This is a genomic window from Mesorhizobium sp. WSM2561, assembly GCF_000513915.1.
Lineage (GTDB): Bacteria > Pseudomonadota > Alphaproteobacteria > Rhizobiales > Rhizobiaceae > Mesorhizobium > Mesorhizobium muleiense.
Genome location: NZ_AZUX01000002.1, coordinates 182,361 through 205,735, shown reverse-complemented (window position 1 = coordinate 205,735; position 23,375 = coordinate 182,361). Strand labels below are relative to the sequence as shown.

The window sequence follows — 23,375 nt, the reverse complement described above, 5'->3', positions numbered from 1 at the left end:
TTGATCGGAATTGCGCTGCGAGGGTCTGCTGAGGGGGCGCTGTCCGGCGATGTTGCCGCGATAGCGAGGGATCTACACGGCCAGGGCCAGTCTTACCGGTTCCGGCGCAAATGGACGAATGGTCATGCCGTCTCTGGTAATGGTGACGAAGCTAGAGGGCGGGATCGGCTGCCAGTCGCCGCCATCACGGTCGAAAGGCTCCGACATAAGGCATCGCCCGCCGCCATTGCGGAAGACGGAGGTGTAGAGCGTCGGCGCGTGGGCATCGGTCGCATAGCGCACCGCATGGAGCGATTCGCCGTCCGACAAGGCGGCGGTAAGTCTCAGCGCCGGTTCGAAGCCGGCGCGGCGCGAGGCGTCGATCACCCGCGCCGTAGCGCGCGACACCGCGCCTTGCGGATCGCCCGCCAGACCCTCGTCGATCATCAGGAGAAAGAAAAGTTCGGAATCGGTGGTGCCCTCGCGCCGATCGAAGACATCGTCGGAGAGCGCGTTTTCCAGCGCGCGGCGGATTCTTTCGAAGCCGCCGATCTGGCCGTTGTGCATGAACGACCAGCGGCCGGCAGTGAAGGGATGACAGTTCATGCGGCTGGTGGCGCCGCCGGTCGAGGCGCGCACATGGGCAAGGAACAGGCTGGACCTGATCTGCCGGCACAGGCTCTTCAGATTGGGATCGGACCAGGCCGGCAGGATGTCGCGATAGAGACCCGGCTCGGGCCGGTCGCCGTACCAGGCGAGACCAAAGCCATCGCCATTGGTCGGCGACTTGGCTTCCTGGGCGCAATGACTCTGGGCGATCAGCGAATGGCAGGGCGCCGTGACGATGTCTTCCAGGAAAACCGCTTCGCCGAGGTAGGCCGCCCACCGGCACATTCGCTTAGTCCCCCTCAGGCGCGATCCATGAGAGCCGCAGGCTCCTTGATCGCGTGTGTGCCTCTGTTGTGCGTGCGCTCATAGAGCTCGCGAACGATTCGGCTGGCCGTAGTCTCGAACAGAAACGGCAAGAAAGCGTGAATGAGCGCGGCGAACGCTGCCATGAACAGACGCGAGCAGAACCACGCCGCGAAGGCCATATGGCTGAAATAGGTCTCGCCCACCTTGGCCGGGTGATAGGTAAAGAGCCTTGCAAGCCGTGTCGTCATGGTGATCCCTCCTGGCTGGGTAAGCCCCGATGCTGAATATTCTGGCACGAGCTTTCGGTTCATCGGTCCCAAATCATCCTTGTGTTTGGCCAAGTATTGGGACAAATATCCCACATGTCTCTGGAAATCGATGAAATCGACCGAAGATTGCTGGCCGAGCTGCAACGCGACGGTACATTGTCGGTCGACCAATTGTCGGAAAGGGTGTCGCTGTCGCGCAACGCCTGCTGGCGCCGGGTCAAGCGGCTGGAAGAAGACGGCGTCATCACCGGCCGGGTGGCGCTGGTCGATGCCGACAAGCTTGGCCTTGGCCTTTCGGTGTTCATCCTGGTCCGGACCTCCAACCACAATCCGGACTGGCTGCAAAAATTCCGGGCGGCAGTGAGCGGTTTTCCCGAGATCACCGGCGTCTACCGCATGTCCGGCGACCTCGACTATGTCTTGCGCGCCCGCGTCGCCGACGTGAAGGCGTATGACCGGCTCTATCAACGGCTGATCGCCAAGGTGGCGCTGTCGGATGTTTCGGCGTCCTTCGTCATGGAGGAGATCAAGGAGACGACGATCGTTCCCGTAGAACTGCGCTGAAACGGAACTGCGCTGAAAGAAAGCCGTTGATAGTATCACCGCCGAGTTGACTGAATCGGCGTTGATAGCGATAGGATCAGCCTCATGCGCGCAGCACTCTACACTTCCTCCGTCATCGGTCCGGCCGTCGGCTTCGTCAGGCTGCCGCATGGTGAAGGCCTGCCGCTTCCCGCCTATGAAAGCGCGGGCGCCGCCGGCATGGATCTGCGCGCCGCGGTGCCGGACGACCGGCCGCTGCTGATCCTGCCGGGAAAACGTGCGCTGGTGCCGACCGGGCTGATCCTGGAGATCCCGGAGGGCGTGGAAGGCCAGGTCCGGCCGCGCTCGGGCCTCGCCTTCAAGCATGGCCTCACCTGCCTCAACACGCCGGGTACCATCGACAGCGACTATCGCGGCGAGGTCAAGGTGCTGCTGATCAATCTTGGCGACGAGGATTTCGCGGTGACGCGCGGCATGCGGATCGCCCAGATCGTCTTCGCCCCGGTGACGCAGGCGACGGTCGATGAGCGCAGCTTGGCCGGCGGAACGACGCGCGGCTCCGGCGGTTTCGGATCGACCGGCACGGCCTGATGTTCCTACCCAAACTGGTCATCTTCGATTGCGACGGGGTTCTGGTCGACACCGAGAACCTGGCCAATCGACGCCTCGCCGAATGGCTCAGCGCCGCCGGCTACCCGGCAAGCTTCGAATATTGCCGCAAGAACTTCTCCGGCCGCGCCATGGTCTCGGTGCAGAAGGAAGTCGAGGCGACCGGCGCCAGCCTCGGCGCCGATTTCGTCGACCGTTGGAACGCCGGTCTGCCGGACCTGTTCGCGCATGGCGTCGAAGCCGTCCCCTATGTCAGGCAGTTCATCGAAGCCGTGCACGCTGCCGGCATCGCAACTTGCGTCGCTTCGTCGGCGCGGGTGAGTAAAATGCACATCACGCTCGGCCAGACCGGGCTGCTGCCGCTGTTCGAGCATGCACTGTTCAGCTCGACCATGGTTTCGCGCGGCAAGCCGTTTCCCGACCTGTTCCTGCATGCCGCAAGCACGATGGGCTTCGCGCCCGCCGACTGCATTGTCATCGAGGACAGCGTCGCCGGGACGTTAGCCGGCATTGCCGCCGGCATGCGCGTATTTTCCTACTACGGCGACCCGCATTCCGACCGCGACGGCCTGACCGAGGCCGGCGGCATCCTGTTCGACGACATGCGCGAGCTGGCCGGGCTGGTGCCGATCCCCTGATCTGGTCTTCAGGTTTTTATCCGGCTGGACGCGCCAGGCGCCCATGCTAGCTTGCCAATGCTCGACAGTGGGAGGCGCCCAGCCTATGAACTCGATCCTGTTTCGCTTCACCCTCGCCTGCTTGCTGCTGCCGTGTCTGTGGGCCGCGGCCGGCGCGCAGGGCGTCAGCTTCCCGGACCTTCGCAGCACCGTCCCCGGCCACGAGAACACGACCTATCTCGACCTCGCCAGGATGGTCATTCCCGATCTGGCGGCGGACAAGGACGGCTTCTACCGTGGTTCCATGCCGATCGAGATGCGCCATATCGAAGGTGGAGATAGCGGTGGCTCGCCGCAGGAAACATCGGGCTTTTCCGATGCTGGCGTGCTCCAGATCAGGGCCGGCGGCAAGGAACGGCTGGCCATGCTGTTCGACCTCGGCAGTTCCTCCGACAGCGCAGAGGGCTTTGCGATGCTGGCGCTCTACGATCTTGCCGGCAAGCCGAGACTGCTCGACGCTGTCAATGTCGCCGTCGACCGGAGCACCTATTTCCGCGATCCGGGCAAGCTTCCGATCGGGCCAGGCGATGACGTCATCATCACCCTGAGCACGCATTTCAATTCGAGCCAGGGCTATGTGAGCACGCCGCTGATCCTGGTCCGCGACGACAGGTTCGAGCTGATCGACATGATCTCTACGTTCGACGAGTCCCTGTGCGCCTACAGGCGCACGCAGGAGTTGGCGTTTCAGACCGTTGCGGAAGGCCAGCCCTATGCGGCCATCAAGGCGACGGTGACCGATGCCACCATGCCGAATGGCGAAAGCTGCGACGATGCGGCGCCCGAGGCTTCCTCGCGCGACATCTCCGTCACCTACCATTGGGACGGGACCGCGTACGTCAAGGGGTCCGACGCACTGGACAAATTGGCAGGAGAGAACGCCAATCGCTTCTGACCCAATCGCATTCGTTTGCCCGGCGGGCAGTGGCGGGATAAAATGCGCTTCGCACTCTGGGGAGCATCCATGGACAAGGGCAAAATCTTTCGCGACCTGCACAGTTCGATCTTCGTCATGCCCAACCCCTGGGACGTCGGCACGACGAAACTGCTGGCCTCCTTCGGTTTCAAGGCGTTGGCGACGACCAGCGCCGGCTTTGCCTTTTCCCGCGGCCTGCCCGATGGCGCGGTGACCTTCGAGGCGATGATCCACCACTGCCGCGACGTTACCGCGGCGACCGGCCTGCCGGTCTCGGCCGACCTCGAGAAGGGCAAGGGCGACAGCGCGACAAGTGCCGCGGAAACTGTCTTCGCAGCCGAAGCGGCAGGCCTCGCCGGCTGCTCGATCGAGGACCACACCGGCGAGCCCGACAAGCCGATTTATGAATTTTCGCATGCCGTCGAGCGCGTCGCCGCTGCAGCGGAGGCGGCACGGGCGCTGAAGCACGACTTCGTCTTCACCGCGCGGGCCGAGAATTTTCTGTGGGGCAGGCCAGACATCGACGACACGATCAAGCGGCTGCAGGCCTTCGAGAAGGCCGGCGCCGACGTGCTCTACGCGCCAGGCCTCGGCGATGTCGAGACGGTGCAAACCGTCTGCTCGGCGCTGACCAAGCCGGTCAACGTCATGGTGAGGCCCGGCTTCACCATCGCCGATCTTGCCCAGGCAGGGGTCAAGCGCATTTCGCTCGGGCCCTGGCTGACCAATTACGCCTTCGGCATGCTGGAAACGGCGGCGCGCGAGATCCAGCAGGACGGCACCTTCGGCTTCACCCGCACCGCCATGCCGTTCGGCAAGCTGCAGGCGTTGTTTGCCGAACCCAACGCATGAAGCTCAGCGTCGTCGACATGCACACCGGCGGCGAGCCGCTGCGGATCGTCACCGGTGGTTATCCCAGGATTCCTGCAGGCACGATCCTGGAAAAACGCGCCTATCTGCGCGATCACCTAGATCATCTCAGGAAGATCCTGATGTTCGAGCCGCGCGGCCATTACGACATGTATGGCGCGCTGCTGGTGGAACCCGACCTGCCCGGCGCCGACCTCGCCGTGCTGTTCATGCACAATGAGGGCTATTCGACGATGTGCGGCCACGCCATCGTCGCGCTCGGCCGCTACGCCGTCGACGAGGGGCTGGTGGCGCGGCAGGAGCCGCTGACGACAGTCAACATCGAGGCGCCGTGCGGGCTGGTCGTCGTCTCGGTCGAGGTGCAGGACGGCAAGGCCGGTGCTGTGTCATTCGAAAGCGTGCCGGCCTTTCTGTTCGCCCGAGACCAGCAGATCGAATTGCCGGGTTACGGGGCGATCGGATTCGACATCGCCTATGGTGGCGCCTTCTATGCGCTCGCCGATTGCCGGCAGTTCGGGCTGGAGTTCGGCAAGAACCGCGTGCGCGATTTCGTCGATGCGGCGACGGCACTGACGGAGAAGCTGAAGAAGGGAGTCCCGCTGTCGCATCCCGACCATGCCGAGCTTGCCTTTCTCTACGGCACCATCCTGACCGACGGACAGGACGCATATTCCGATAGCCCGACCAAAAACATATGCGTCTTCGCCGAGGCCCAGGTCGACCGCTCGCCGACCGGATCGGGTGTCACCGCGCGGCTGGCGGCGATGCATGCCAGGGGCGAAATCGCCGGCCAGACGCGGCTGTTCGAGAGTATCGCCGGCTCGCGCTTTTCCGGCAGCGTGGCGAGGACCGCGAAAGCCGGGCCGCATGATGCCATCATCGCCCGCGTCGGCGGCCGCGCCTTCTACAGCGGCCGGGCCGAATTCATCGTCGAATCCGAGGACGAGTTGGGACGTGGTTTTCTTTTACACTAGCGCCGGCCCCGAGAAACCGAACCGAGCGTACCGTTGGGTACGCCCGGAAGCGCAGGACATCGGCATTCGCAAGCCGGCATCACCTGAGCATCAGCACTCCTACACTGCTTCCCGCGCCGAGATAGCCTTGTGCAGGTGCACCATCATGGCGGCGGCGAACAGCGGCGTCAAAAGGTTGAGCAGCGGCACGGCGAGGAAGGCAGCGACAACCAGCCCGGCGAGGAATACCGTGACGGCATGTTTTTTGCGTAACGCCCGTGCTTCGGCCTCTGGGCGAAAGCGCATAGCGGCGAATTCGAAGAATTCGCGTCCAAGCAGATAGCCGTTGACGATAAAGAAGGCAGCGATGTTGATGCCCGGCACCAGCAGAAGCAGCAAGGCCACGATGTTGCCGAGGATGACGACGCCGAAGAATCTTATCGCCAGCACCAGCGAGCGCAGCGCCGGCATGGCGCGGCCGGGCGGGTCATTGGGATAGTCGGTGCGCTCGACCAGTTCGGCGGCGTCGTCGAGGAACAGGCCGGCGATGATCGCCGTCACCGGCGCGATCAGCAGCGCCAGACCCAGCGCCAGTCCGATCCCGGCGACGATGACGCCCAGCCATCCGGCCCAGGACGGCAGGCCGGGCAGCCATGCGTCGATCCATGGCCAGGCCAGCCATTCGAACAGGCCCTCGATGGCGAACCAAAGCGCGGCGAGCGCCAGCAAGGTCAGGCCCAGCGTTTTTACGAACACCGAGCGGAATTCGGGCGAGAACAGCTGGCTGGCGGCGGCGCGGGCGGCGCTGGAGATCACGGCGTTTCCAATTCCATGTTGAACATCTGCGAAATAAGCGGAGACACGAGAAGTCACAAGCGCAACCAAGGGCGCAACCACGTGCGGCGTCACGCCAAATAAAAATCACGGCCTAGGCAAAGCCGCATCAAATCGCTAGACCCGCCCGCGGCCGGCATGCCAGAAAGCCGGTGGTTTTTCGCGGAGACATCATTGATGCCGAACTATGACGTGCTTTGTATCGGTAATGCCATTGTCGACATCATCGCCCAGTGCGACGAGGCATTCCTGGAAACCAACGGCATCATCAAGGGCGCGATGAATTTGATCGATACGAGGCGCGCCGAGCTGCTCTACAGCCGCATGGGCCCGGCCATCGAAGCCTCCGGCGGCAGCGCCGGCAACACGGCGGCGGGCGTCGCCAGCTTCGGCGGTCGCGCCGCCTTCTTCGGCAAGGTCTCGAACGACACGCTCGGCGAAATCTACGCCCATGACATGCACGCGCAGGGCGTGGCCTTCGACACCAGGCCGCTCAATGGCGAACCGCCGACGGCGCGCTCGATGATCTTCGTCACGCCGGACGGCGAGCGCTCGATGAACACCTATCTCGGCGCTTGCGTCGAGCTCGGTCCGGAGGATGTCGAGGCGGACAAGGCGTCGGGCGCCGCCGTCACCTATTTCGAGGGCTATCTGTGGGACCCGCCGCGCGCCAAGGAAGCGTTCCGGCAGACGGCGAAGCTCGCCCACGCAGCCGGGCGCGAAGTGTCGATGACATTGTCGGATTCGTTCTGCGTCGACCGCTACCGCGAGGAATTTCTGGAGCTGATGCGCTCGGGTACTGTCGATATCGTCTTTGCCAATAGGCACGAGATCAAGTCGCTGTACCAGACCGCCTCCTTCGACGAGGCGCTGGCCCAGATCCGCAAGGATTGCAAGATCGCCGCCGTCACCCGCTCCGAAAAGGGCTCGGTCATCGTGCGCGGCGACGAGACCGTCACCATCAATGCGACGGAAATCCGCGAACTGGTCGACACCACCGGCGCCGGCGACCTCTATGCCGCCGGCTTCCTCTACGGCTACACACAAGGCCGCAGCCTGAAGCATTGCGGCGATCTCGGCTCGCTGGCGGCCGGGCTGGTGATCCAGCAGATCGGGCCAAGGCCGCGGCAGAATTTACGTCACGAGGCTGAGCAGGCAGGCCTGATTTAGGAAGAGGCGCTCGCTCCTCAGGCCCCCGCCGTATAAGCGGCAATCGCCGCCATGTTGACGATGTCGCTGTCCTTGGCGTTGAGCGAGACGATCTGAACCGGCTTGTCCAGGCCGACCAGCAGCGGGCCGATGACGGTCGAGCCGCCGAGCTCCTGCAGCATCTTGGTCGAGATCGAGGCCGAGTGGAATGCCGGCATGATCAGCACATTGGCCGGTCCGGTCAGCCGGATGAACGGGTATTGCGCCATGGCGCGTGCGCTGAGCGCCACGTCGGCTGCCATCTCGCCGTCATATTCGAAATCGACGCGCCGCTTGTCGAGGATGCGCACCGCTTCCTGGATGCGTTCGGAGCGCTCGCCCTGCGGATGGCCGAAGGTGGAATAGGCAAGCATGGCCAGCCGCGGCTCATAACCCATGCGGCGGGCAAAGCCGGCGGCCTCCTCGGCGATGTCGGCGATCTGTTCGGCATTCGGCATATCGTGCACGGCGGTGTCGGCGACAATCACGGTTCGGCCCCGCGCCAGCACAATCGAGGCGCCGATGACGCGGTGGCCGGGCTTGGCGTCGATGATGCGGCGGATGTCGTCGAGCGCCGTCGAGTAGTTGCGGGTGACGCCGGTGACGATGCCATCGGCATCGCCCAGCGCCACCATGCAGGCGGCGAAATGGTTGCGGTCATTGTTGATCAGGCGCTGGCAGTCGCGAAACAGAAAACCCTTGCGCTGCATGCGCTCGTACAGACAGTCGGTGTAGACGCCGTTGCGGCGCGACAGCCTGGCATTGATGATCTCGATGCCTTGCTTGTTCAGTTCGATGCCGGCGTTCCTGGCGTTCTCCTTGATGATGTCGTCGCGGCCGAGCAGGATGGCGGTGCCGAGCCGCTGGTTCACATAGGAGACGGCGGCGCGCATCACCTGCTCCTCCTCACCCTCGGCGAAAACGATGCGCTTGGGCTGGCGGCGCACGCGGTCGTAGATGCGCTGCAGCGTCGAGGCGATCGGATCGCGGCGGGCGGAAAGCTCCTGCGCGTAGCGGTCGAGGTCGAGGATCGGCTTGCGCGCGACGCCGGATTCCATCGCGGCCTTGGCAACCGCGATCGGAATGGCCGAGATCAGGCGCGGGTCGAACGGCACCGGGATGATGTAGTTGGGGCCGAATTTCGGCCGCATGCCCTGGTAGGCAGCGGCGACGTCGTCGGGCACATCCTGGCGCGCCAGTTCGGCGAGCGCACGCGCCGCGGCGATCTTCATGTCGTCATTGATGGTAGTCGCCCGCACGTCCAGTGCGCCGCGGAAGATGTAAGGGAAGCCGAGCACGTTGTTGACCTGGTTCGGATAGTCCGAACGCCCGGTAGCCATGATGGCATCGGCGCGGATTTCGGCGACTTCCTCCGGCGTGATCTCGGGATCGGGGTTGGCCATGGCGAAGATTATCGGTTTCTCGGCCATAGACTGCACCATCTTGGTGGTCAGCGCGCCCTTGGCTGAGAGGCCGAGGAACACGTCGGCACCGTCGAGCGCCTCGGCCAACGAGCGCGCGTCGGTCTTGACGGCATGCGCCGACTTCCATTGGTTCATGCCTTCGGTGCGGCCCTGGAAGACGACGCCTTTGGTGTCGCACAGGATGATGTTTTCGGGCGCAAAGCCCATCGCCTTCATCAGTTCGATGCAGGCGATGCCGGCGGCACCGGCGCCGTTGCAGACCATTTTGGTGGTCTTCATGTCGCGGCCGGTGATTTCCAGCGCGTTGATCAGGCCGGCCGCCGAAATGATGGCGGTGCCGTGCTGGTCGTCATGAAAGACCGGTATGTCCATAAGTTCGCGCAGCCGCTGCTCGATGATGAAGCATTCCGGCGCCTTGATGTCTTCCAGATTGATACCGCCGAACGACGGCCCAAGGAAACGCACGCAATTGATGAACTCTTCGGCATTCTCGGTATCGACCTCGAGATCGATGGAATCGACATCGGCGAAGCGCTTGAACAGCACCGCCTTGCCTTCCATCACCGGCTTGGCGGCCAGCGCGCCGAGATTGCCGAGGCCGAGGATGGCGGTGCCGTTTGAGATGACGGCGACCATGTTGCCGCGCGCCGTGTAGTCGAAGGCGCGGCTGGGATCCTCGGCAATGGCAAGCACCGGAACCGCGACGCCCGGCGAATAGGCGAGACTGAGGTCGCGCTGGGTGGCCATCGGCTTGGTGGCGACGATCTCCAGCTTGCCCGGGCGGCCCATGGCGTGGAATTCCAGCGCCTCCTGCGCACTGACGGAGGGGCCGTTGCTTTCGGTTTTCTTGGCCATGATGCTTTCGATTTCCTCACCCGTGCAGCACCGCTTGAGACGGGTGCAATGCTTTCTTTTGTGGAACGTTCGGGATTAAGGCTACACTTCGCCGCTGTAAACCGCCAAGCAGATGGCTCGGGAAATTTTGGAAGCAACTTCTTGAACGACGAAACGCCCATTCGCAGCGACAGCGCTACGCCGGCCTTTGCGCCGGCAACGCCGATGATGGAGCAGTATATCGAGATCAAGGCGGCGAACCCGGATTCGCTGCTGTTCTACCGCATGGGCGATTTCTACGAGCTGTTCTTCGACGACGCCGAGAAGGCGAGCCGGGCGCTCGGCATCGTTCTGACCAAGCGTGGCAAGCACCAGGGCCTCGACATCCCGATGTGCGGCGTGCCGGTGCATGCCGCCGACGATTATCTGCAGAAGCTGATTGGACAAGGGTTCCGCGTCGCCGTCTGCGAGCAGATCGAGGATCCGGCAGAGGCGAAGAAACGCGGTGGCAAATCGGTGGTGCGCCGCGACGTGGTGCGGCTGGTAACGCCCGGCACCATCACCGAGGACAAATTGCTGGCGCCGTCGGAATCGAGTTTCTTGATGGCACTTGGCCGGGTCAAGGGCGGAGCCGAACAAAGAAGCGGGGATCGCGGCAGCGCGACAGGGAACCAAGGAAGTTTTGCGCTAGCCTGGATCGAGATCTCGACCGGCGCCTTCCGCGTTGCCGAGACCAGCGCCGACCGGCTGCTCGCCGATGTCTTTCGCGTCGACCCACGCGAACTGATCGTCGCCGAACCGGTGTTTTACGATCCGGAGCTGAAACCGGTGTTCGATGTGCTCGGCCGCATCGCCAGTCCGCAGCCGCCGAGCCTGTTCGACTCGGCGTCGGCCGCCGGGCGCATCGCCCGTTTCTTCGAGGTGGCGACGCCGGACAGTTTCGGCACGTTTTCCCGCGCCGAACTGTCGGCGATCTCGGGCGCCATCGCCTATGTCGAGAAGACGCAGAAGGCCGAGCGGCCGCCGCTGTCGCGGCCCGAGCGCGAGGAGCAGGGTTCGACGCTGTTCATCGATCCGGCGACACGCGCCAATCTGGAACTGCTGCGCACGCTGTCCGGCAGCCGCGAGGGCTCGCTGTTCAAGGCGATCGACCGCACGGTGACCGGCGGCGGCGCGCGGCTGCTCGCCGACCGGCTGATGGCGCCGCTGACCGATCCGGCGGCAATTGGCGCAAGGCTGGATTCGGTGTCGTTCTTCCGGTCCGAGACACGGCTCTGCCAGGCGGTGCGGGCGAGCCTGAAGAGCGTCGCCGACATGCCACGCGCGCTGTCGCGGCTGGCGCTCAACCGCGGCGGCCCGCGCGATCTCGGCGCGCTGCGTGCCGGGTTCGAGGCCGCCGGCGCTATTGCCGAACTGTTTGGGGCGACCGCCCTGCCGCCAGAATTGGCGGCGGCGCTGGCGGCGATCGAAGCGCTGCCGCGCCCGCTGGCCGAGAATCTGACGCGGGCGCTCGCCGACGAGCTGCCGCTGCTCAAGCGCGACGGCGGCTTCGTCCGTTCCAGCTACAACGCCGAGCTCGACGAGATGCGAGCGCTGCGCGATGAATCGCGCAAGGTGATCGCCGGGCTGGAGCGCTCGCTGATCGGCGAAACCGGCATCCGCTCGCTGAAAATCCGGCACAACAATGTGCTTGGCTACTACATCGAAGTCACCGCCAACAACCATGGCATCATGACGAGCAGCGACGGGGCGAAGGCGCGCTTCATCCATCGCCAGACCATGGCCAACGCCATGCGCTTCACCACGACCGAACTGGCGGACTTGGAATCGAAGATCGCCAATGCCGCCGACCGGGCGCTGGCGATCGAGCTTGCCGCCTTCGACAGGCTGACGGCGGAAGCCGTCGGCGAGGCGGACAAGATCCGCGCCGGCGCCGAAGCACTCGCCGTGCTCGACGTGTCGGCGGCACTGGCGCTGCTTTCCGAAAGCGAGGCATGGTGCCGACCCATCGTGGACGCGAGCCTCGCCTTCGCCATTTCGGGCGGGCGGCATCCGGTGGTGGAACAGTCGCTGCGGCGTTCGGGCGAAGGACCGTTCGTCGCCAATGATTGCGATCTGTCGCCGGAAGGAAATGCCAAAAACGGCGCGATCTGGCTGCTGACCGGCCCGAATATGGGCGGCAAATCGACTTTCCTCAGGCAGAACGCGCTGATCGCCATCCTCGCCCAGACCGGCTCCTTCGTGCCGGCGGCATCAGCCCATATCGGCGTCGTCGACCGGCTGTTTTCACGTGTCGGCGCCTCCGACGACCTGGCGCGCGGCCGCTCGACCTTCATGGTCGAGATGGTCGAAACGGCGGCGATCCTCAACCAGGCCGGCGAGCGCGCGCTGGTGATCCTCGACGAGATCGGCCGCGGCACCGCCACCTTCGACGGCCTGTCGATCGCCTGGGCGGCGGTCGAGTATCTGCACGAAAAAAACCGCTGCCGGGCGATCTTCGCCACCCATTTCCACGAAATGACTGCGCTGGCCAGCAAGCTCGCTCGACTGCACAATGTCACCATGCGGGTCAAGGAATGGGAAGGCGACGTGGTCTTCCTGCACGAGGTCGGCAAGGGTGCCGCCGACCGCTCCTACGGCGTGCAGGTGGCGCGTCTGGCCGGCTTGCCGGAGGCGATGGTCGGGCGGGCCAGGGAAGTGCTGCACCAACTGGAAGCTGGCGAGGTTTCGGGCAAGGCCAACCGGCTGGTCGACGATCTGCCGCTGTTTTCGGTGGCGGTGAAACGGGAAGCGCCGAAGCCGGTGAAGGACGATGCACTGGGCGCCGCGCTCGGCGCGATCAACCCCGACGAGATGACGCCGCGGGAGGCGCTGGAGGCGCTTTACCGGCTGAAGGGGATGGCGGGGAAGTAGCTGGGCCTCGTCCGCTCCCATCCCTCAAATCATCTGCAGGCCCTGCTTGCGCCGCGGCGGCGGGAAGGCGCGGTCGATTTCGGCGAGATCCTCACGCGTTAGTTCGATGTCGAGCGCCGCGACATTCTGGCGGATATGCTCCTGCTTGCTGGCCTTTGGAATGGCGATGACGCCGTCCTGTGCCATCACCCAGGCCAGCGCCAGCTGAGCCGGCGTCGCATCGTGGCGGGCAGCGATGGCTTCGAGGCTGGCGTTGCGCGCCAATACGCCCTGGTCGACCGGCGAATAGGCCATCAGCGGAATGCCACGCTGCCGGCTCCAGGGCGCAAGGTCGAATTCGGGGCCGCGCTGGGACAGATTGTAGAGGATTTGGTTGGTCTGGACGCCGTCGCCGGCCGGCAGGCTGACCAGTTCCTCCATCTCATGAGTGTCAAAATTGCTGACGCCCCAGTGGCGGATCTTGCCGGCTTTTTTCAACGCTTCGAAGGCCTCGACCGTTTCCGCCAGCGGCACGCTGCCGGGCCAGTGCAGCAGATAGAGATCGATGCGGTCGGTGCGCAGATGCCTGAGGCTTGCCTCGCAGGCAGCCGGCACGCCGGTGCGCGAGGCGTTGGACGGCAGCACCTTGGAGACCAGGAACACCTCGTCGCGGCGCCCGGCAATAGCATCCGCCACCACGTCCTCGGCGCCACCGCTGGCATACATTTCGGCGGTGTCGATCAGCGTCATGCCGAGATCCAGCCCAAGCTTCAGGGCATTGACTTCATCGGCATGGCGGCGGGCGTCCTCGCCCATTTTCCAGGTGCCTTGACCCAGCACGGGAACGGCTTCGCCCGAGGGCAATGTTGTGGTTCTTATCGTTGACGGCATGGCGTGCTCCAGTCGAGGCCCGATGGCAGCCGGGGAGAAATCCAGATCAAAGTCCTTCCCGCTCTGATGCTACTCCACCGGATGGGCGGCCAGCCAATCCTGCATCTGCTTGATCTCGGCTTCCTGCGCCGCGATCACCGCTTCGGCCAGCTTGCGCATTTCCGGATCCTTGCCATTGGCAAGCTCGACCTTGGCCATGTCGATAGCCGCCTGGTGATGCGGGATCATGCCGCGGGCGAAATCGACATCGGCATTGCCGGAATATTCGATCGCCATCATCGCGGTGTGCATCTTGTCCATCGCCGCCTTGTAGCTATCGGTCGAGGCACCCTGCGCGCCCATCGCTCCCATGTCGTGCGCCCCCATGTCGTGTTTCGTCTCCTGGGCTTGCGACGGAAGGCTTTCAAGGAAAACCGCAAGCAGCATTCCGGCCGCCATCAGCAGCAGCACGATCTTCTTGGCCAACGCCGGCTCCGCCTCGAACTTCACCTTGCAACCGGCCGAGCAGAAATAGAAGCCCTGGCCTTCATGCCGGGAAAAGTGCTTCGCGGTGGCACGCTCGACAGGCATGCCGCAGACCGGGTCGGTGGCGGTAACGTAGTTTTCCGGCTCAGCCGTGAACTGCGAACGGCAGCGCTCGCTGCAGAAATGATAGAGGTGGCCGCCATACTCGGCGGTCGGCTTGCCGGCGGCCGGATCGACGGTCATGCCGCAGACCGGATCGCGAATGACCGCGTCGGCGACGGACGGGGCAGCTTTCGGCGAGCAGCAACCGCTATGGGCGCGATGGTCGTGGTCGGAATGCGTCAATGCGAAAAGGCCTCTCTGTCTCGAACTTGCGACAGAGGTAGTGCTTCCAGTGACTGGAAGGTCAAGGGCCAATTTCGACCTTTGGTGCCGTGGTGCACGCCGGACTGCCTGACCCAAACCGCTTCCATGCTTATGGCCGCCGCCACTTCCGGGCTTGGCAACATCGTCCAGCAAGACCATCTATCAACTGCGGCAGGAGGCGATCATCCGGTTTCGACTCCCGTGGAGAGCCTATCCGTCCGCCCCATACCCAGCGCCGCGAAAACGCGCTATAGACGCCGCCAAAACGGCGAGGCCGAACGGCACTTATGGCAAGAATCTCTCTAAAGCTCGACGAACTGATCGACGGCGAAGCCCTGCGCCGCGAGATGACCGCGCTGACTGCGGCCACGGCAGGCGACGGCTCCGGCAAGGCTGCGCGTGCCGGTGTTCTCCAGCTTCTCAAGGGCAGGCTGGCCGCCGGCCGCAGCATCGCCGAACGCATGCTGATGGACGACGGCAGCGGCACTGCCTGCGCCGCCCGGCTGTCGCATCTCATGGACGAAATCATCCGCGCGCTCTACGAGTTCGCCGCCACCCACGTCTATCGCGTCAAAAACCCGTCATCGGCCGAACGCATGGCCGTCGTAGCGGTCGGCGGCTATGGCCGCGGCACGCTGGCGCCGGGATCCGATATCGATCTGCTCTTCCTGCTGCCCTACAAGCAGACGCCATGGGGCGAGCAGATCGTCGAATACATGCTCTACGTGCTGTGGGACCTGGGGCTGAAGGTCGGCCACGCCACCCGCAACATCGACGAATGCCTGCGGCAGTCGCGCACCGACATCACCATCCGCACCTCGATCCTGGAGGCGCGTTTCCTGTGGGGCGAGCAGAAACTCTATGACGAACTCTTGCAGCGCTTCGACCGCGAGGTGGTGCGCACCACCGGACCCGAATATGTGCAGGCCAAGCTTGCCGAACGCGACGAGCGTCATGCCAAGGCCGGCGAAAGCCGCTATCTGGTCGAACCCAACGTCAAGGACGGCAAGGGCGGCCTGCGCGACCTGCAGACGCTGTTCTGGATCGGCAAGTATTTCTACCGGGTCCGCACCGGCGAGGAACTGGTCGACAAGGGCGTCTTCACCGGCACCGAATACCGGGAATTCCAGAAGGCCGAGGACTTCCTGTGGGCGGTGCGCTGCCACATGCATTTCCTCACCGGCAAGGCCGAGGAACGGCTGCATTTCGACATCCAGCGCGAGATCGCCGAGCGGCTGGGCTACACCACACATCCGGGCCTGTCGGCGGTCGAGCGCTTCATGAAGCATTACTTCCTCGTCGCCAAGGACGTCGGCGATCTGACCCGCATCTTCTGCGCGGCGCTCGAGGAGGAGCAGGCCAAGCATGTGCCGGGCTTCAACCGTATCTTCCTCACCTTCTCGCGCCGCAAGCGCAAGCTTGCCGGCACGTCCGATTTCATTATCGACAACCATCGCATCAACATCGCCGACGACCTGGTGTTCGAGCGCGATCCGGTCAATCTCTTGAGGCTGTTCTGGTTCGCCGACAAGCACGGGCTGGAATTTCACCCCGATGCGCTAAAGCTGCTGACCCGTTCGCTCGGCCTCGTCGGCAAGGCGCTCAGGCGCGACGAGGAAGCCAACCGGCTGTTCCTCGACATATTGACGTCGGACCGCAACGCCGAACTCAATCTCAGGCGCATGAACGAGGCGGGACTGCTGGCAAAGCTGATCCCGGATTTCGGCAAGATCGTCGCCATGATGCAGTTCTCGCTGTACCACCACTATACGGTGGACGAGCACCTGATCCGCTGCATCGGCGTGCTGGCCGAGATCGAGCGCGGCGACGGTGAAAAGGTCCACCCGCTTGCCCACTCGCTGATGCCGGGGCTGAAGAAAAGCCGCGAGGCGCTCTATGCCGCGGTGCTGCTGCACGATATCGCCAAGGGCCGGCCGGAGGACCATTCCGAAGCTGGCGCCCGGATCGCGCGGCGGATCTGCCCGCATATGGGGCTGTCGGCGGCCGACACCGAAACGGTCGCCTGGCTGGTCGAGAACCATCTCGTCATGTCGATGACCGCGCAGACCCGCGACCTCAACGACCGCAAGACGATCGAGGACTTTTCCGCGATCGTGCAGTCGGTTGAACGGCTGAAGCTGCTGCTCGTCCTGACCGTCTGCGATATCAGAGGCGTCGGGCCTGGCGTCTGGAACGGCTGGAAGGGTCAGTTGCTGCGCACGCTCTACTACGAAACCGAACTGCTGTTGACCGGCGGGTTTTCGGAAGTGTCGCGTGCGTTGCGCACCGCGGCCGCCCGCGAAAAGCTGGCCGAGGCGCTCGCCGATTGGCCGGAAAAGGCGCGCAAGCGCTATGTCGCCAAGCACTATGAGAATTATCTGCTGGCGGTCGATCTCGCCGACCAGCTTCGCCACGCCGAATTCATCCGCGAGGCGGATGCGGCGGGCAAGAAGCTCGCCACGATGATCAAGACCCACCAGTTCGAGGCGGTGACCGAGATCACCGTGCTGGCGCAGGACCATCCCCGCCTGCTGTCGGTCATTGCCGGCGCCTGTGTGGCGGCCGGCGGCAACATCGTCGATGCGCAGATCTTCACCACCTCCGACGGCCGCGCGCTGGACACCATCCTGATCTCGAGGGAATTCGACCGCGACGAGGACGAACGCCGCCGTGCCGAACGCGTCGGCCGGCTGATCGAGGACGTGCTGTCGGGCAAGAGCTGGCTGCCGGAGATGATCGAGAAGCGCACCAAGCCGCGGCGCGGCGCCAAGGTCTTCCGCATCCAGCCGCGCGCCGAAATCCGCAACACGCTGTCGAACCGGTTCTCGGTGATCGAGGTCGAAGGGCTGGATCGGCCGGGCCTGCTGTCCGAGATCACCGGGGCGTTGTCCGACTTGTCGCTCGACATCGCCTCGGCACACATCACCACCTTCGGCGAAAAGGTCATCGACACCTTCTATGTCACCGATCTCACCGGCCAGAAGATCGACAGCCCGACCCGCATGGCCGCCATCAAAAACAGGCTGATCGCCGTCCTCGAAGGCACCGTGCCCGAGCGCGGCGGCAAGGCCAAGGCTGCGGCCGAGTGACCGCCACCACTCATTTGTCCCAATCCTGCAGGCAGTCTCCAGACGCATGAGCCTTGTCAAAAAGTTCGCGACGGTCGCTTCCGGCACGCTGATGAGCCGGGCCCTCGGCTTCGGCCGCGAGATGCTGATGGCGGCCGCGCTCGGCACCGGGCCGATCGCCGACGCCTTCAACGCCGCCTTCCAGTTTCCCAACACCTTCCGCCGGCTGTTTGCCGAAGGCGCCTTCAACGCCGCCTTCGTGCCGCTCTTCGCCAAGGAGATCGAAACCCACGGCACCGATGGCGCCAAGCGCTTTTCCGAAGAGGTGTTCGGCGTGCTGTTCACGGCGCTGCTGGCGCTGACCATCGCCATGGAACTGGCGATGCCGCTGATCGTGCGCTACCTGGTGGCGCCGGGCTTTGCCGACTCGCCGGGAAAGTTCGAGATGACGGTCCGGCTCGCGACCATCATGTTTCCCTATCTGATCTGCATGTCGCTCGGCGCCATGATGGCCGGCATGCTGAATTCGCTGCGCCGCTATTTCGCCGCCGCGGTGGCGCCGGTGTTCCTAAACGTCATCCTGATCGGCGTGCTCGCCTATGCCTGGCACAAGGGATCGGACGCGCGCACCGTTGGCTTCGCACTGGCCTGGGGCGTGCTGGCGGCGGGGCTGGTGCAACTGGCGATCGTCTGGGTGGCGGTGCGCCATGCCGGCATCTCGATCGGCTTTCGCCGGCCAAGGATGACGCCCAATGTCAAGCGGCTGCTGATCCTGGCGCTGCCGGCGGCGATCACCGGCGGCATCACCCAGATCAACCAGCTGATCGGCACCGCAATCGCCTCGGCGCAGGACAGCGCGGTGTCGTCGCTCGCCTATGCCGATCGCATCTATCAGCTGCCGCTCGGCGTCGTCGGCATCGCCGTCGCCATAGTGCTTCTGCCCGAACTGTCACGGGCGCTGAAGTCGGGCAATCTGATCGAGGCGGCCAATCTGCAAAACCGGTCGGTGGAGTTCACGCTGTTCCTGACCTTGCCGGCGGCGGCGGCACTGCTGGTCATGGCGGAGCCGATCGTCGGGCTGGTCTACGAACGCGGAGCATTTGCCGCAAACAACTCGACGCCGATCGTGGCGGCGATCCTGGCGATCTTCGGCTTGGGGCTGCCGGCCTTCGTGCTGATCAAGGCGTTCACCCCCGGCTATTTCGCTCGCGAGGACACACGCACGCCGATGATCTTCGCCGCGATCTCGGTGGCGGTGAACATCACCACCGCGCTGACGCTGTTTCCGCAGATGGGCGCGCCGGGCATCGCCGTCGCCTCGGCCGTCGCCGGCTGGGTCAATGCGCTGATGCTGCTCGGCGTGCTGATCCGGCGCGGCCATTGGGGCCGCGACGTACCGCTCTTGAGACGCGTCCCACGGCTGGTGCTGTCGGCGGCGGTGATGGCGGCGGCGCTGTATTTTGCCGAGCACTGGTTCGCCGCCCAACTGGCTTCGGGCTCGCCGCTGGTGGTAAAGACTGCAACCCTGCTTGGGCTGGTCGCCGGCGGGGCGCTGCTTTACTTCGTCACCGCCTTCGCCATCGGCGGCGCCGATTTCGGCATGATCCGGCGCAGTATGGCGCGGAAGGGATCACCGCCTGTCAGGGGACAGTCTCCAGATCCGTAAGCCGGAATTCGTCCGCCGTCGAAAGCATCGGAACGGCGTAGTAGCGCGCGCAAGCGTAGTGGAAACAGTCAGCCATGTTCAGGCGGATAGCGTTGTTGCGAAACCGCGACGCCGCCTCAACGGACAGAGATGTTGCGTCAGAGGCCGGCGGAAGCTCCCGCAGGGCAATTGCCCGCTCTTCGAGAAAACGGCTAACTATCTTCAGGCTTACGGCGACCGGTATGGCCAGCTTTTCCGATCGAGAAAGCGCCATCGCGGCTTCCCAAACGGCGATCGCCGACGTGAACGGAGCCGACGCCTCCATGACCGCGTGCGCGCAGCGCTGGGCTTCGGCTTCGTCGCTCAGCACCGCGACGATAGCGGCTGCGTCAACGAACATCAGTCTTCGCCGGACAATTCGTCATAAACCGAGCGCGGCAGCGGGTTACGCGCCTGCTCGCTCAGCTCAATCCCGAACTCGGCCCGGAGCCGTGCCGCCGTCTCCAGCGGCGTCTCGCGATTACGCCGGCGCTCCAGAGCTTCACGCATAGCGATCACAATCGCCTCGGTAATGCCGACGCCCTCGACCTTCGCGAAGGCACGCGTCAAGCTGTCTGCCTCCTTGTTGCTTATGTTGATCGTCATTCACTTCTTGCCTTATTCACGCTAAAGTAGTTGAAATTATGTAGCTATCTACACGATTTTGTCAATATTCGCAATCTGTGCTGATCGCCACCGGCCTCTTGATCCGCTCCCCGCTCTCGTCCATAAGCGCGCCGTCGAAAGACTTTCGCCGCGCGCGAAACGGCCCTCCACAAGCCATGAGGACATATGACCGCCTTCAAGCCCCTCGTTTTTTCCGGCGTCCAGCCGACCGGCAATCTGCACCTCGGCAACTATCTCGGCGCCATCAAGAAATTCGTCGCCCTGCAGGACACCTCCGACTGCATCTATTGCGTCGTCGACCTGCATTCGCTGACAGCGCAGCTTGTCCATGAGGATCTCAAGGACCAGACGCGCGCGATCACCGCGGCGTTTCTCGCCTCCGGCATCGACCCGACGAAGCACATCGTCTTCAACCAGTCGCGGGTCATGCAGCACGCCGAGCTTGCCTGGATCTTCAACTGCGTCGCCCGCATCGGCTGGATGAACCGGATGACGCAGTTCAAGGACAAGGCCGGCAAGGACCGCGAGAACGCCTCGCTTGGTCTGCTCGCCTATCCGAGCCTGATGGCGGCCGACATTCTCGTCTATCGCGCCACCCATGTGCCGGTCGGCGATGACCAGAAGCAGCATTTGGAACTGACACGCGACATCGCGCAAAAATTCAACAACGACTTTTCGGACCGCATTGCCGGCCTTGGCGTCGGCGTCGAGATGAAGGTCGGCGAGGAGACCGTGAACGGTTATTTCCCGCTGACCGAACCGATCATCGGCGGACCGGCGGCGCGCATCATGTCGCTGCGCGACGGCTCGAAGAAGATGTCGAAGTCGGATCCGTCGGACCTGTCGCGCATCAATCTGACCGACGATGCCGACAGCATCTCGAAAAAGATCCGCAAGGCCAAGACCGACCCCGAGGCGTTGCCTGGCGAATTGGACGGCCTGGCCGGCCGGCCGGAAGCCGAAAACCTGGTCGGCATCTATGCGGGTCTCGCCGAGATCTCGAAGGAGGCGGTGCTGAAAGAGTTCGGCGGCCAGCAGTTTTCGGTGTTCAAGCCGGCGCTGGCCGACCTCGCGGTAGAAAAGCTGGCGCCGGTCGCCGGCGAAATGCGCCGCATTTCCGACGATCGCGCCTATGTCGATGCGGTGCTCAGGGATGGCGGCGAGCGGGCCGGCCTGCTGGCCGAGGCGACGATGAAGACCGTGCGCGACATCATCGGCCTGCTGCAGGGTTAATCTGCAGCCAATATCGCTACATCCGCCGGTCGCTTGCGGCCGGGCTGTGGCGGTGGCAGATTGCGACCGAAACCATCGAAGGTAGAATATGGTCTCCAAACGCCTCAGCCGCGAAGCCGGCCATCGCCGCAAGTTTTTGGCGATCATCGACGACACGCCCGAATGCGAACGGGCCGTCGTATACGCCTCGAAGCGCGCGCAGAGCACCAGCGGCGTGCTGGTGCTGCTCTATGTGATCGAGCCGGACGATTTCCAGCATTGGCTGGGTGTCGAGAAGATCATGCGCGAGGAGGCTACCGCCACCGCGCGCGCCGCACTGGACAGCTATGCCAACAAGGTGCGCCAAAAACTCGGCATCGAGCCGGAACTGGTGGTGCGAGAAGGCAAGCCGACGGAAGAGATCCACAAATTGATCGAGGAGGACCAGGATATCGCCATCCTCGTGCTGGCGGCCGGCGCCGGCAAGGAGGGGCCGGGGCCGCTGGTCGGCGCGGTCGCCGGCAAGGGCGCCGCCTTCCCGATCCCGGTGACAGTGGTACCGCAGAACCTGTCAGACGAAGAAATCGACAGCCTCGCCTAAGGTGTGTTGCAGAAGACCGCAAAAACATTCTTCCAGCCAGCCGTTCCGGCGATGGCTTTCGCTTGAATGTCCTGCCGATAGGGCCTATTTAGAATTATTCCAAACTATATGCCCGAACGGGCTCGGAGACGACCATGTTCATCCAGACCGAATCGACGCCAAATCCGGCGACATTGAAGTTCCTGCCCGGCAAGGAAGTGCTTGTCGAAGGCACCGCCGATTTCCGCGATGCCGACAGCGCTGCCGCGGCTTCGCCGCTGGCCGGCCGGCTGTTCGAGATCCCCGGCGTGACCGGCGTCTTCTTCGGCTATGATTTCGTCACCGTGACCAAGGACGGCCCCGACTGGCAGCATCTGAAGCCGGCGATCCTCGGCGCCATCATGGAGCACTTCATGTCCGGCGCGCCGGTCATGGCCAGGGCCGGCCCCGCCGCCGAGACCAGCCAGACCGGCGAATTCTACGACAAGGCCGACGAGGAACTGGTCATCACCATCAAGGAACTGCTCGACACGCGGGTGCGTCCGGCGGTCGCCCAGGACGGTGGCGACATCACCTTCCGCGGCTTCGAGAACGGCACCGTGTTCCTGCACATGAAGGGCGCCTGCGCCGGCTGCCCGTCGTCGACGGCGACGCTGAAGCACGGCATCCAGAACCTGCTCCGGCATTTTGTGCCTGAGGTGCAGCAGGTCGAACAGGTCTCTTAAGATCAAAGGACGTCAATTCGCGCCTTCGCGCGACACAAAAAACCGGGCCAAATTGCCCGGTTTTTTGTTTTGGGACGTCAGTTGTTGCCTAGACGGTCCGCGTATGAGTTCTAGAGAACGATGACCTTGGCGCCGACGGAGGTGCGGTCGTAAAGGTCGATGATGTCCTGGTTCATCAGCCGAATGCAGCCCGACGACATCGCTTTGCCGATCGAGTTCCACTCCGGGCTGCCATGCAGGCGGTAGCCTGAATCGCCGCCCTTGTTGAACAGATACAGGGCGCGCGCGCCGAGCGGGTTGGTCAATCCGGGATCCATGCCGCCGGCAAATTTGGCGAGTTCCGGCTGGCGCTTGATCATCGCCGAAGGTGGCGTCCAGGTCGGCCATTCGCGCTTCGCCGCGATGCGGGCGGTGCCGCGCCATTCAAAACCCTCGCGGCCGACGCCGATGCCGTAACGCATCGCCTCGCCGCCGCCCATGACATAATAGAGGAACTTGTTCTGCGTATCGACGACGATGGTGCCCGGCTTTTCACCGGTGTCGTAGCTCACGATCTGCCGGCGGTACTTGAACGGCACCTTTTCGATCGGAATGCGCGGCAGTTGATAGCCCGCATCGGTCATCGGGCCATAGTTGTTGGTGAATATCTGCGAGCCGATGGTGCTGCAACCAGCAATAGCCGTCGACAGCGCAAGTGCGGCGACGATTGCGAATGACTTCATGCGCATGAAAAGGTCCGATGCCCCGCCCGAAAGATAGCGGCACGAGACGGCCGCCTTGTCGCCATCATTCATGCTGGCATTTGCTTTGCTTGCCAAGCGGGCGATGCCTATATGCAGGAGCTTACATGCCGG

At 64.0% G+C, this 23,375-nt stretch carries 22 protein-coding genes and 1 pseudogene; 13 read left to right on the top strand and 10 right to left on the bottom strand.

Annotated features, from left to right (window positions below):
• Positions 1-72: 72 nt before the first annotated feature.
• The gene (locus tag M727_RS35795) at positions 73-873 is read right to left on the bottom strand and encodes a class II glutamine amidotransferase (RefSeq protein ID WP_036261407.1); all 801 of its coding nucleotides are present in this window, start codon (positions 871-873) and stop codon (positions 73-75) included.
• A 14-nt stretch (positions 874-887) separates the two neighbouring features.
• Positions 888-1,142: a DUF6356 family protein gene (locus tag M727_RS0104085; RefSeq protein WP_027151601.1), complete on the bottom strand. Its 255-nt coding sequence runs from the start codon at positions 1,140-1,142 to the stop codon at positions 888-890.
• A 114-nt stretch (positions 1,143-1,256) separates the two neighbouring features.
• Between M727_RS0104085 and M727_RS0104080 the strand changes: the two genes are divergently transcribed.
• The 6 genes from M727_RS0104080 to M727_RS0104055 all read left to right on the top strand — a co-directional run bounded on the left by M727_RS0104080 (position 1,257) and on the right by M727_RS0104055 (position 5,752).
• Positions 1,257-1,727 carry an Lrp/AsnC family transcriptional regulator gene (locus M727_RS0104080; protein WP_027151600.1) on the top strand — a complete coding sequence of 157 codons (471 nt, stop codon included), beginning with the start codon at positions 1,257-1,259 and terminating at the stop codon, positions 1,725-1,727.
• A gap of 84 nt (positions 1,728-1,811) precedes the next feature.
• On the top strand, positions 1,812-2,297 hold the full coding sequence (gene dut / locus M727_RS0104075) for a dUTP diphosphatase (RefSeq protein ID WP_027151599.1): 486 nt from the start codon (positions 1,812-1,814) through the stop codon (positions 2,295-2,297).
• Positions 2,297-2,953: an HAD family phosphatase gene (locus M727_RS0104070; protein ID WP_027151598.1), complete on the top strand. Its 657-nt coding sequence runs from the start codon at positions 2,297-2,299 to the stop codon at positions 2,951-2,953. Before dut ends, M727_RS0104070 begins: the two co-directional genes overlap by 1 nt.
• Positions 2,954-3,038: 85 nt before the next feature.
• Positions 3,039-3,887 carry a hypothetical protein gene (locus M727_RS0104065; RefSeq protein WP_027151597.1) on the top strand — a complete coding sequence of 283 codons (849 nt, stop codon included), beginning with the start codon at positions 3,039-3,041 and terminating at the stop codon, positions 3,885-3,887.
• A gap of 69 nt (positions 3,888-3,956) precedes the next feature.
• Positions 3,957-4,760, top strand: coding sequence for an oxaloacetate decarboxylase (locus tag M727_RS0104060; protein ID WP_027151596.1), 804 nt, complete (start codon positions 3,957-3,959; stop codon positions 4,758-4,760).
• Positions 4,757-5,752: a proline racemase family protein gene (locus M727_RS0104055; RefSeq protein ID WP_027151595.1), complete on the top strand. Its 996-nt coding sequence runs from the start codon at positions 4,757-4,759 to the stop codon at positions 5,750-5,752. Before M727_RS0104060 ends, M727_RS0104055 begins: the two co-directional genes overlap by 4 nt.
• Positions 5,753-5,851: 99 nt before the next feature.
• On the opposite strand, the gene M727_RS0104050 is transcribed toward M727_RS0104055, so the two are convergent.
• Positions 5,852-6,547 (bottom strand): sulfate transporter family protein, encoded by a 696-nt coding sequence (locus M727_RS0104050; RefSeq protein ID WP_027151594.1) that lies wholly within the window; start codon positions 6,545-6,547, stop codon positions 5,852-5,854.
• 195 nt (positions 6,548-6,742) lie between these two features.
• Here M727_RS0104050 and M727_RS0104045 point away from each other — a divergent pair, with 195 nt between their 5' ends.
• The gene (locus M727_RS0104045) at positions 6,743-7,735 is read left to right on the top strand and encodes an adenosine kinase (RefSeq protein ID WP_027151593.1); all 993 of its coding nucleotides are present in this window, start codon (positions 6,743-6,745) and stop codon (positions 7,733-7,735) included.
• 17 nt (positions 7,736-7,752) lie between these two features.
• On the opposite strand, the gene M727_RS0104040 is transcribed toward M727_RS0104045, so the two are convergent.
• Positions 7,753-10,032, bottom strand: coding sequence for an NADP-dependent malic enzyme (locus M727_RS0104040; protein WP_027151592.1), 2,280 nt, complete (start codon positions 10,030-10,032; stop codon positions 7,753-7,755).
• A gap of 141 nt (positions 10,033-10,173) precedes the next feature.
• Between M727_RS0104040 and mutS the strand changes: the two genes are divergently transcribed.
• Positions 10,174-12,924 carry a DNA mismatch repair protein MutS gene (gene mutS / locus M727_RS0104035; RefSeq protein ID WP_027151591.1) on the top strand — a complete coding sequence of 917 codons (2,751 nt, stop codon included), beginning with the start codon at positions 10,174-10,176 and terminating at the stop codon, positions 12,922-12,924.
• Positions 12,925-12,948: 24 nt separating this feature from the next.
• Here the strand turns inward: mutS and M727_RS0104030 are convergent, their stop codons facing one another.
• The 3 genes and pseudogenes from M727_RS0104030 to M727_RS42265 all read right to left on the bottom strand — a co-directional run.
• Positions 12,949-13,794: an aldo/keto reductase gene (locus M727_RS0104030; RefSeq protein ID WP_027151590.1), complete on the bottom strand. Its 846-nt coding sequence runs from the start codon at positions 13,792-13,794 to the stop codon at positions 12,949-12,951.
• 69 nt (positions 13,795-13,863) lie between these two features.
• Positions 13,864-14,232: a DUF305 domain-containing protein gene (locus tag M727_RS42270; protein WP_036261486.1), complete on the bottom strand. Its 369-nt coding sequence runs from the start codon at positions 14,230-14,232 to the stop codon at positions 13,864-13,866.
• Between the two features lie 30 nt (positions 14,233-14,262).
• Positions 14,263-14,604, bottom strand: a pseudogene (locus tag M727_RS42265) (YHS domain-containing protein); the annotation flags it as partial.
• Between the two features lie 308 nt (positions 14,605-14,912).
• Here M727_RS42265 and M727_RS0104020 point away from each other — a divergent pair.
• Positions 14,913-17,714 carry a [protein-PII] uridylyltransferase gene (locus M727_RS0104020; RefSeq protein WP_027151588.1) on the top strand — a complete coding sequence of 934 codons (2,802 nt, stop codon included), beginning with the start codon at positions 14,913-14,915 and terminating at the stop codon, positions 17,712-17,714.
• A gap of 46 nt (positions 17,715-17,760) precedes the next feature.
• Complete coding sequence (gene murJ, locus M727_RS0104015) at positions 17,761-19,359, top strand: murein biosynthesis integral membrane protein MurJ (protein ID WP_027151587.1); 1,599 nt, start codon at positions 17,761-17,763, stop codon at positions 19,357-19,359.
• Here murJ and M727_RS0104010 read toward each other — a convergent pair.
• Both M727_RS0104010 and M727_RS0104005 read right to left on the bottom strand, forming a co-directional pair.
• Positions 19,334-19,738 carry a type II toxin-antitoxin system VapC family toxin gene (locus tag M727_RS0104010; RefSeq protein WP_027151586.1) on the bottom strand — a complete coding sequence of 135 codons (405 nt, stop codon included), beginning with the start codon at positions 19,736-19,738 and terminating at the stop codon, positions 19,334-19,336. The genes murJ and M727_RS0104010 overlap by 26 nt on opposite strands.
• Positions 19,738-19,983, bottom strand: a complete 246-nt coding sequence (locus M727_RS0104005; RefSeq protein WP_027151585.1) for a PSK operon transcription factor — start codon at positions 19,981-19,983, stop codon at positions 19,738-19,740. Before M727_RS0104005 ends, M727_RS0104010 begins: the two co-directional genes overlap by 1 nt.
• Before the next feature lie 186 nt (positions 19,984-20,169).
• On the opposite strand from M727_RS0104005, the gene trpS reads away from it, so the two are divergent.
• The 3 genes from trpS to M727_RS0103990 all read left to right on the top strand — a co-directional run bounded on the left by trpS (position 20,170) and on the right by M727_RS0103990 (position 22,521).
• The gene (gene trpS, locus M727_RS0104000; protein WP_027151584.1) at positions 20,170-21,237 is read left to right on the top strand and encodes a tryptophan--tRNA ligase; all 1,068 of its coding nucleotides are present in this window, start codon (positions 20,170-20,172) and stop codon (positions 21,235-21,237) included.
• An 88-nt stretch (positions 21,238-21,325) separates the two neighbouring features.
• Positions 21,326-21,817, top strand: a complete 492-nt coding sequence (locus M727_RS0103995; RefSeq protein ID WP_023796709.1) for a universal stress protein — start codon at positions 21,326-21,328, stop codon at positions 21,815-21,817.
• A 134-nt stretch (positions 21,818-21,951) separates the two neighbouring features.
• Positions 21,952-22,521: a NifU family protein gene (locus M727_RS0103990; RefSeq protein ID WP_023796710.1), complete on the top strand. Its 570-nt coding sequence runs from the start codon at positions 21,952-21,954 to the stop codon at positions 22,519-22,521.
• 110 nt (positions 22,522-22,631) lie between these two features.
• On the opposite strand, the gene M727_RS0103985 is transcribed toward M727_RS0103990, so the two are convergent.
• A complete protein-coding gene (locus M727_RS0103985) occupies positions 22,632-23,249 on the bottom strand; it encodes a L,D-transpeptidase (protein ID WP_027151583.1) in 618 nt (205 codons plus the stop codon).
• Positions 23,250-23,375: the final 126 nt, after the last annotated feature.

What these genes read in the sequence shown, in the direction of transcription:
- M727_RS0104030 (WP_027151590.1), bottom strand. Translation starts at nt 13,794, where the DNA reads ATGCCGTCAACGATAAGAACCACAACATTGCCCTCGGGCGAAGCCGTT.
- trpS (WP_027151584.1), top strand. Translation starts at nt 20,170, where the DNA reads ATGACCGCCTTCAAGCCCCTCGTTTTTTCCGGCGTCCAGCCGACCGGC.
- M727_RS0103990 (WP_023796710.1), top strand. Translation starts at nt 21,952, where the DNA reads ATGTTCATCCAGACCGAATCGACGCCAAATCCGGCGACATTGAAGTTC.
- M727_RS0104085 (WP_027151601.1), bottom strand. Translation starts at nt 1,142, where the DNA reads ATGACGACACGGCTTGCAAGGCTCTTTACCTATCACCCGGCCAAGGTG.
- M727_RS0104005 (WP_027151585.1), bottom strand. Translation starts at nt 19,983, where the DNA reads ATGACGATCAACATAAGCAACAAGGAGGCAGACAGCTTGACGCGTGCC.
- M727_RS0104045 (WP_027151593.1), top strand. Translation starts at nt 6,743, where the DNA reads ATGCCGAACTATGACGTGCTTTGTATCGGTAATGCCATTGTCGACATC.
- M727_RS42270 (WP_036261486.1), bottom strand. Translation starts at nt 14,232, where the DNA reads ATGGCGGCCGGAATGCTGCTTGCGGTTTTCCTTGAAAGCCTTCCGTCG.
- M727_RS0103985 (WP_027151583.1), bottom strand. Translation starts at nt 23,249, where the DNA reads ATGCGCATGAAGTCATTCGCAATCGTCGCCGCACTTGCGCTGTCGACG.
- M727_RS0104040 (WP_027151592.1), bottom strand. Translation starts at nt 10,032, where the DNA reads ATGGCCAAGAAAACCGAAAGCAACGGCCCCTCCGTCAGTGCGCAGGAG.
- M727_RS35795 (WP_036261407.1), bottom strand. Translation starts at nt 873, where the DNA reads ATGTGCCGGTGGGCGGCCTACCTCGGCGAAGCGGTTTTCCTGGAAGAC.
- dut (WP_027151599.1), top strand. Translation starts at nt 1,812, where the DNA reads ATGCGCGCAGCACTCTACACTTCCTCCGTCATCGGTCCGGCCGTCGGC.
- M727_RS0104065 (WP_027151597.1), top strand. Translation starts at nt 3,039, where the DNA reads ATGAACTCGATCCTGTTTCGCTTCACCCTCGCCTGCTTGCTGCTGCCG.
- M727_RS0104010 (WP_027151586.1), bottom strand. Translation starts at nt 19,738, where the DNA reads ATGTTCGTTGACGCAGCCGCTATCGTCGCGGTGCTGAGCGACGAAGCC.
- M727_RS0104070 (WP_027151598.1), top strand. Translation starts at nt 2,297, where the DNA reads ATGTTCCTACCCAAACTGGTCATCTTCGATTGCGACGGGGTTCTGGTC.
- murJ (WP_027151587.1), top strand. Translation starts at nt 17,761, where the DNA reads ATGAGCCTTGTCAAAAAGTTCGCGACGGTCGCTTCCGGCACGCTGATG.
- M727_RS0104060 (WP_027151596.1), top strand. Translation starts at nt 3,957, where the DNA reads ATGGACAAGGGCAAAATCTTTCGCGACCTGCACAGTTCGATCTTCGTC.
- M727_RS0104055 (WP_027151595.1), top strand. Translation starts at nt 4,757, where the DNA reads ATGAAGCTCAGCGTCGTCGACATGCACACCGGCGGCGAGCCGCTGCGG.
- M727_RS0103995 (WP_023796709.1), top strand. Translation starts at nt 21,326, where the DNA reads ATGGTCTCCAAACGCCTCAGCCGCGAAGCCGGCCATCGCCGCAAGTTT.
- M727_RS0104020 (WP_027151588.1), top strand. Translation starts at nt 14,913, where the DNA reads ATGGCAAGAATCTCTCTAAAGCTCGACGAACTGATCGACGGCGAAGCC.
- M727_RS0104080 (WP_027151600.1), top strand. Translation starts at nt 1,257, where the DNA reads ATGTCTCTGGAAATCGATGAAATCGACCGAAGATTGCTGGCCGAGCTG.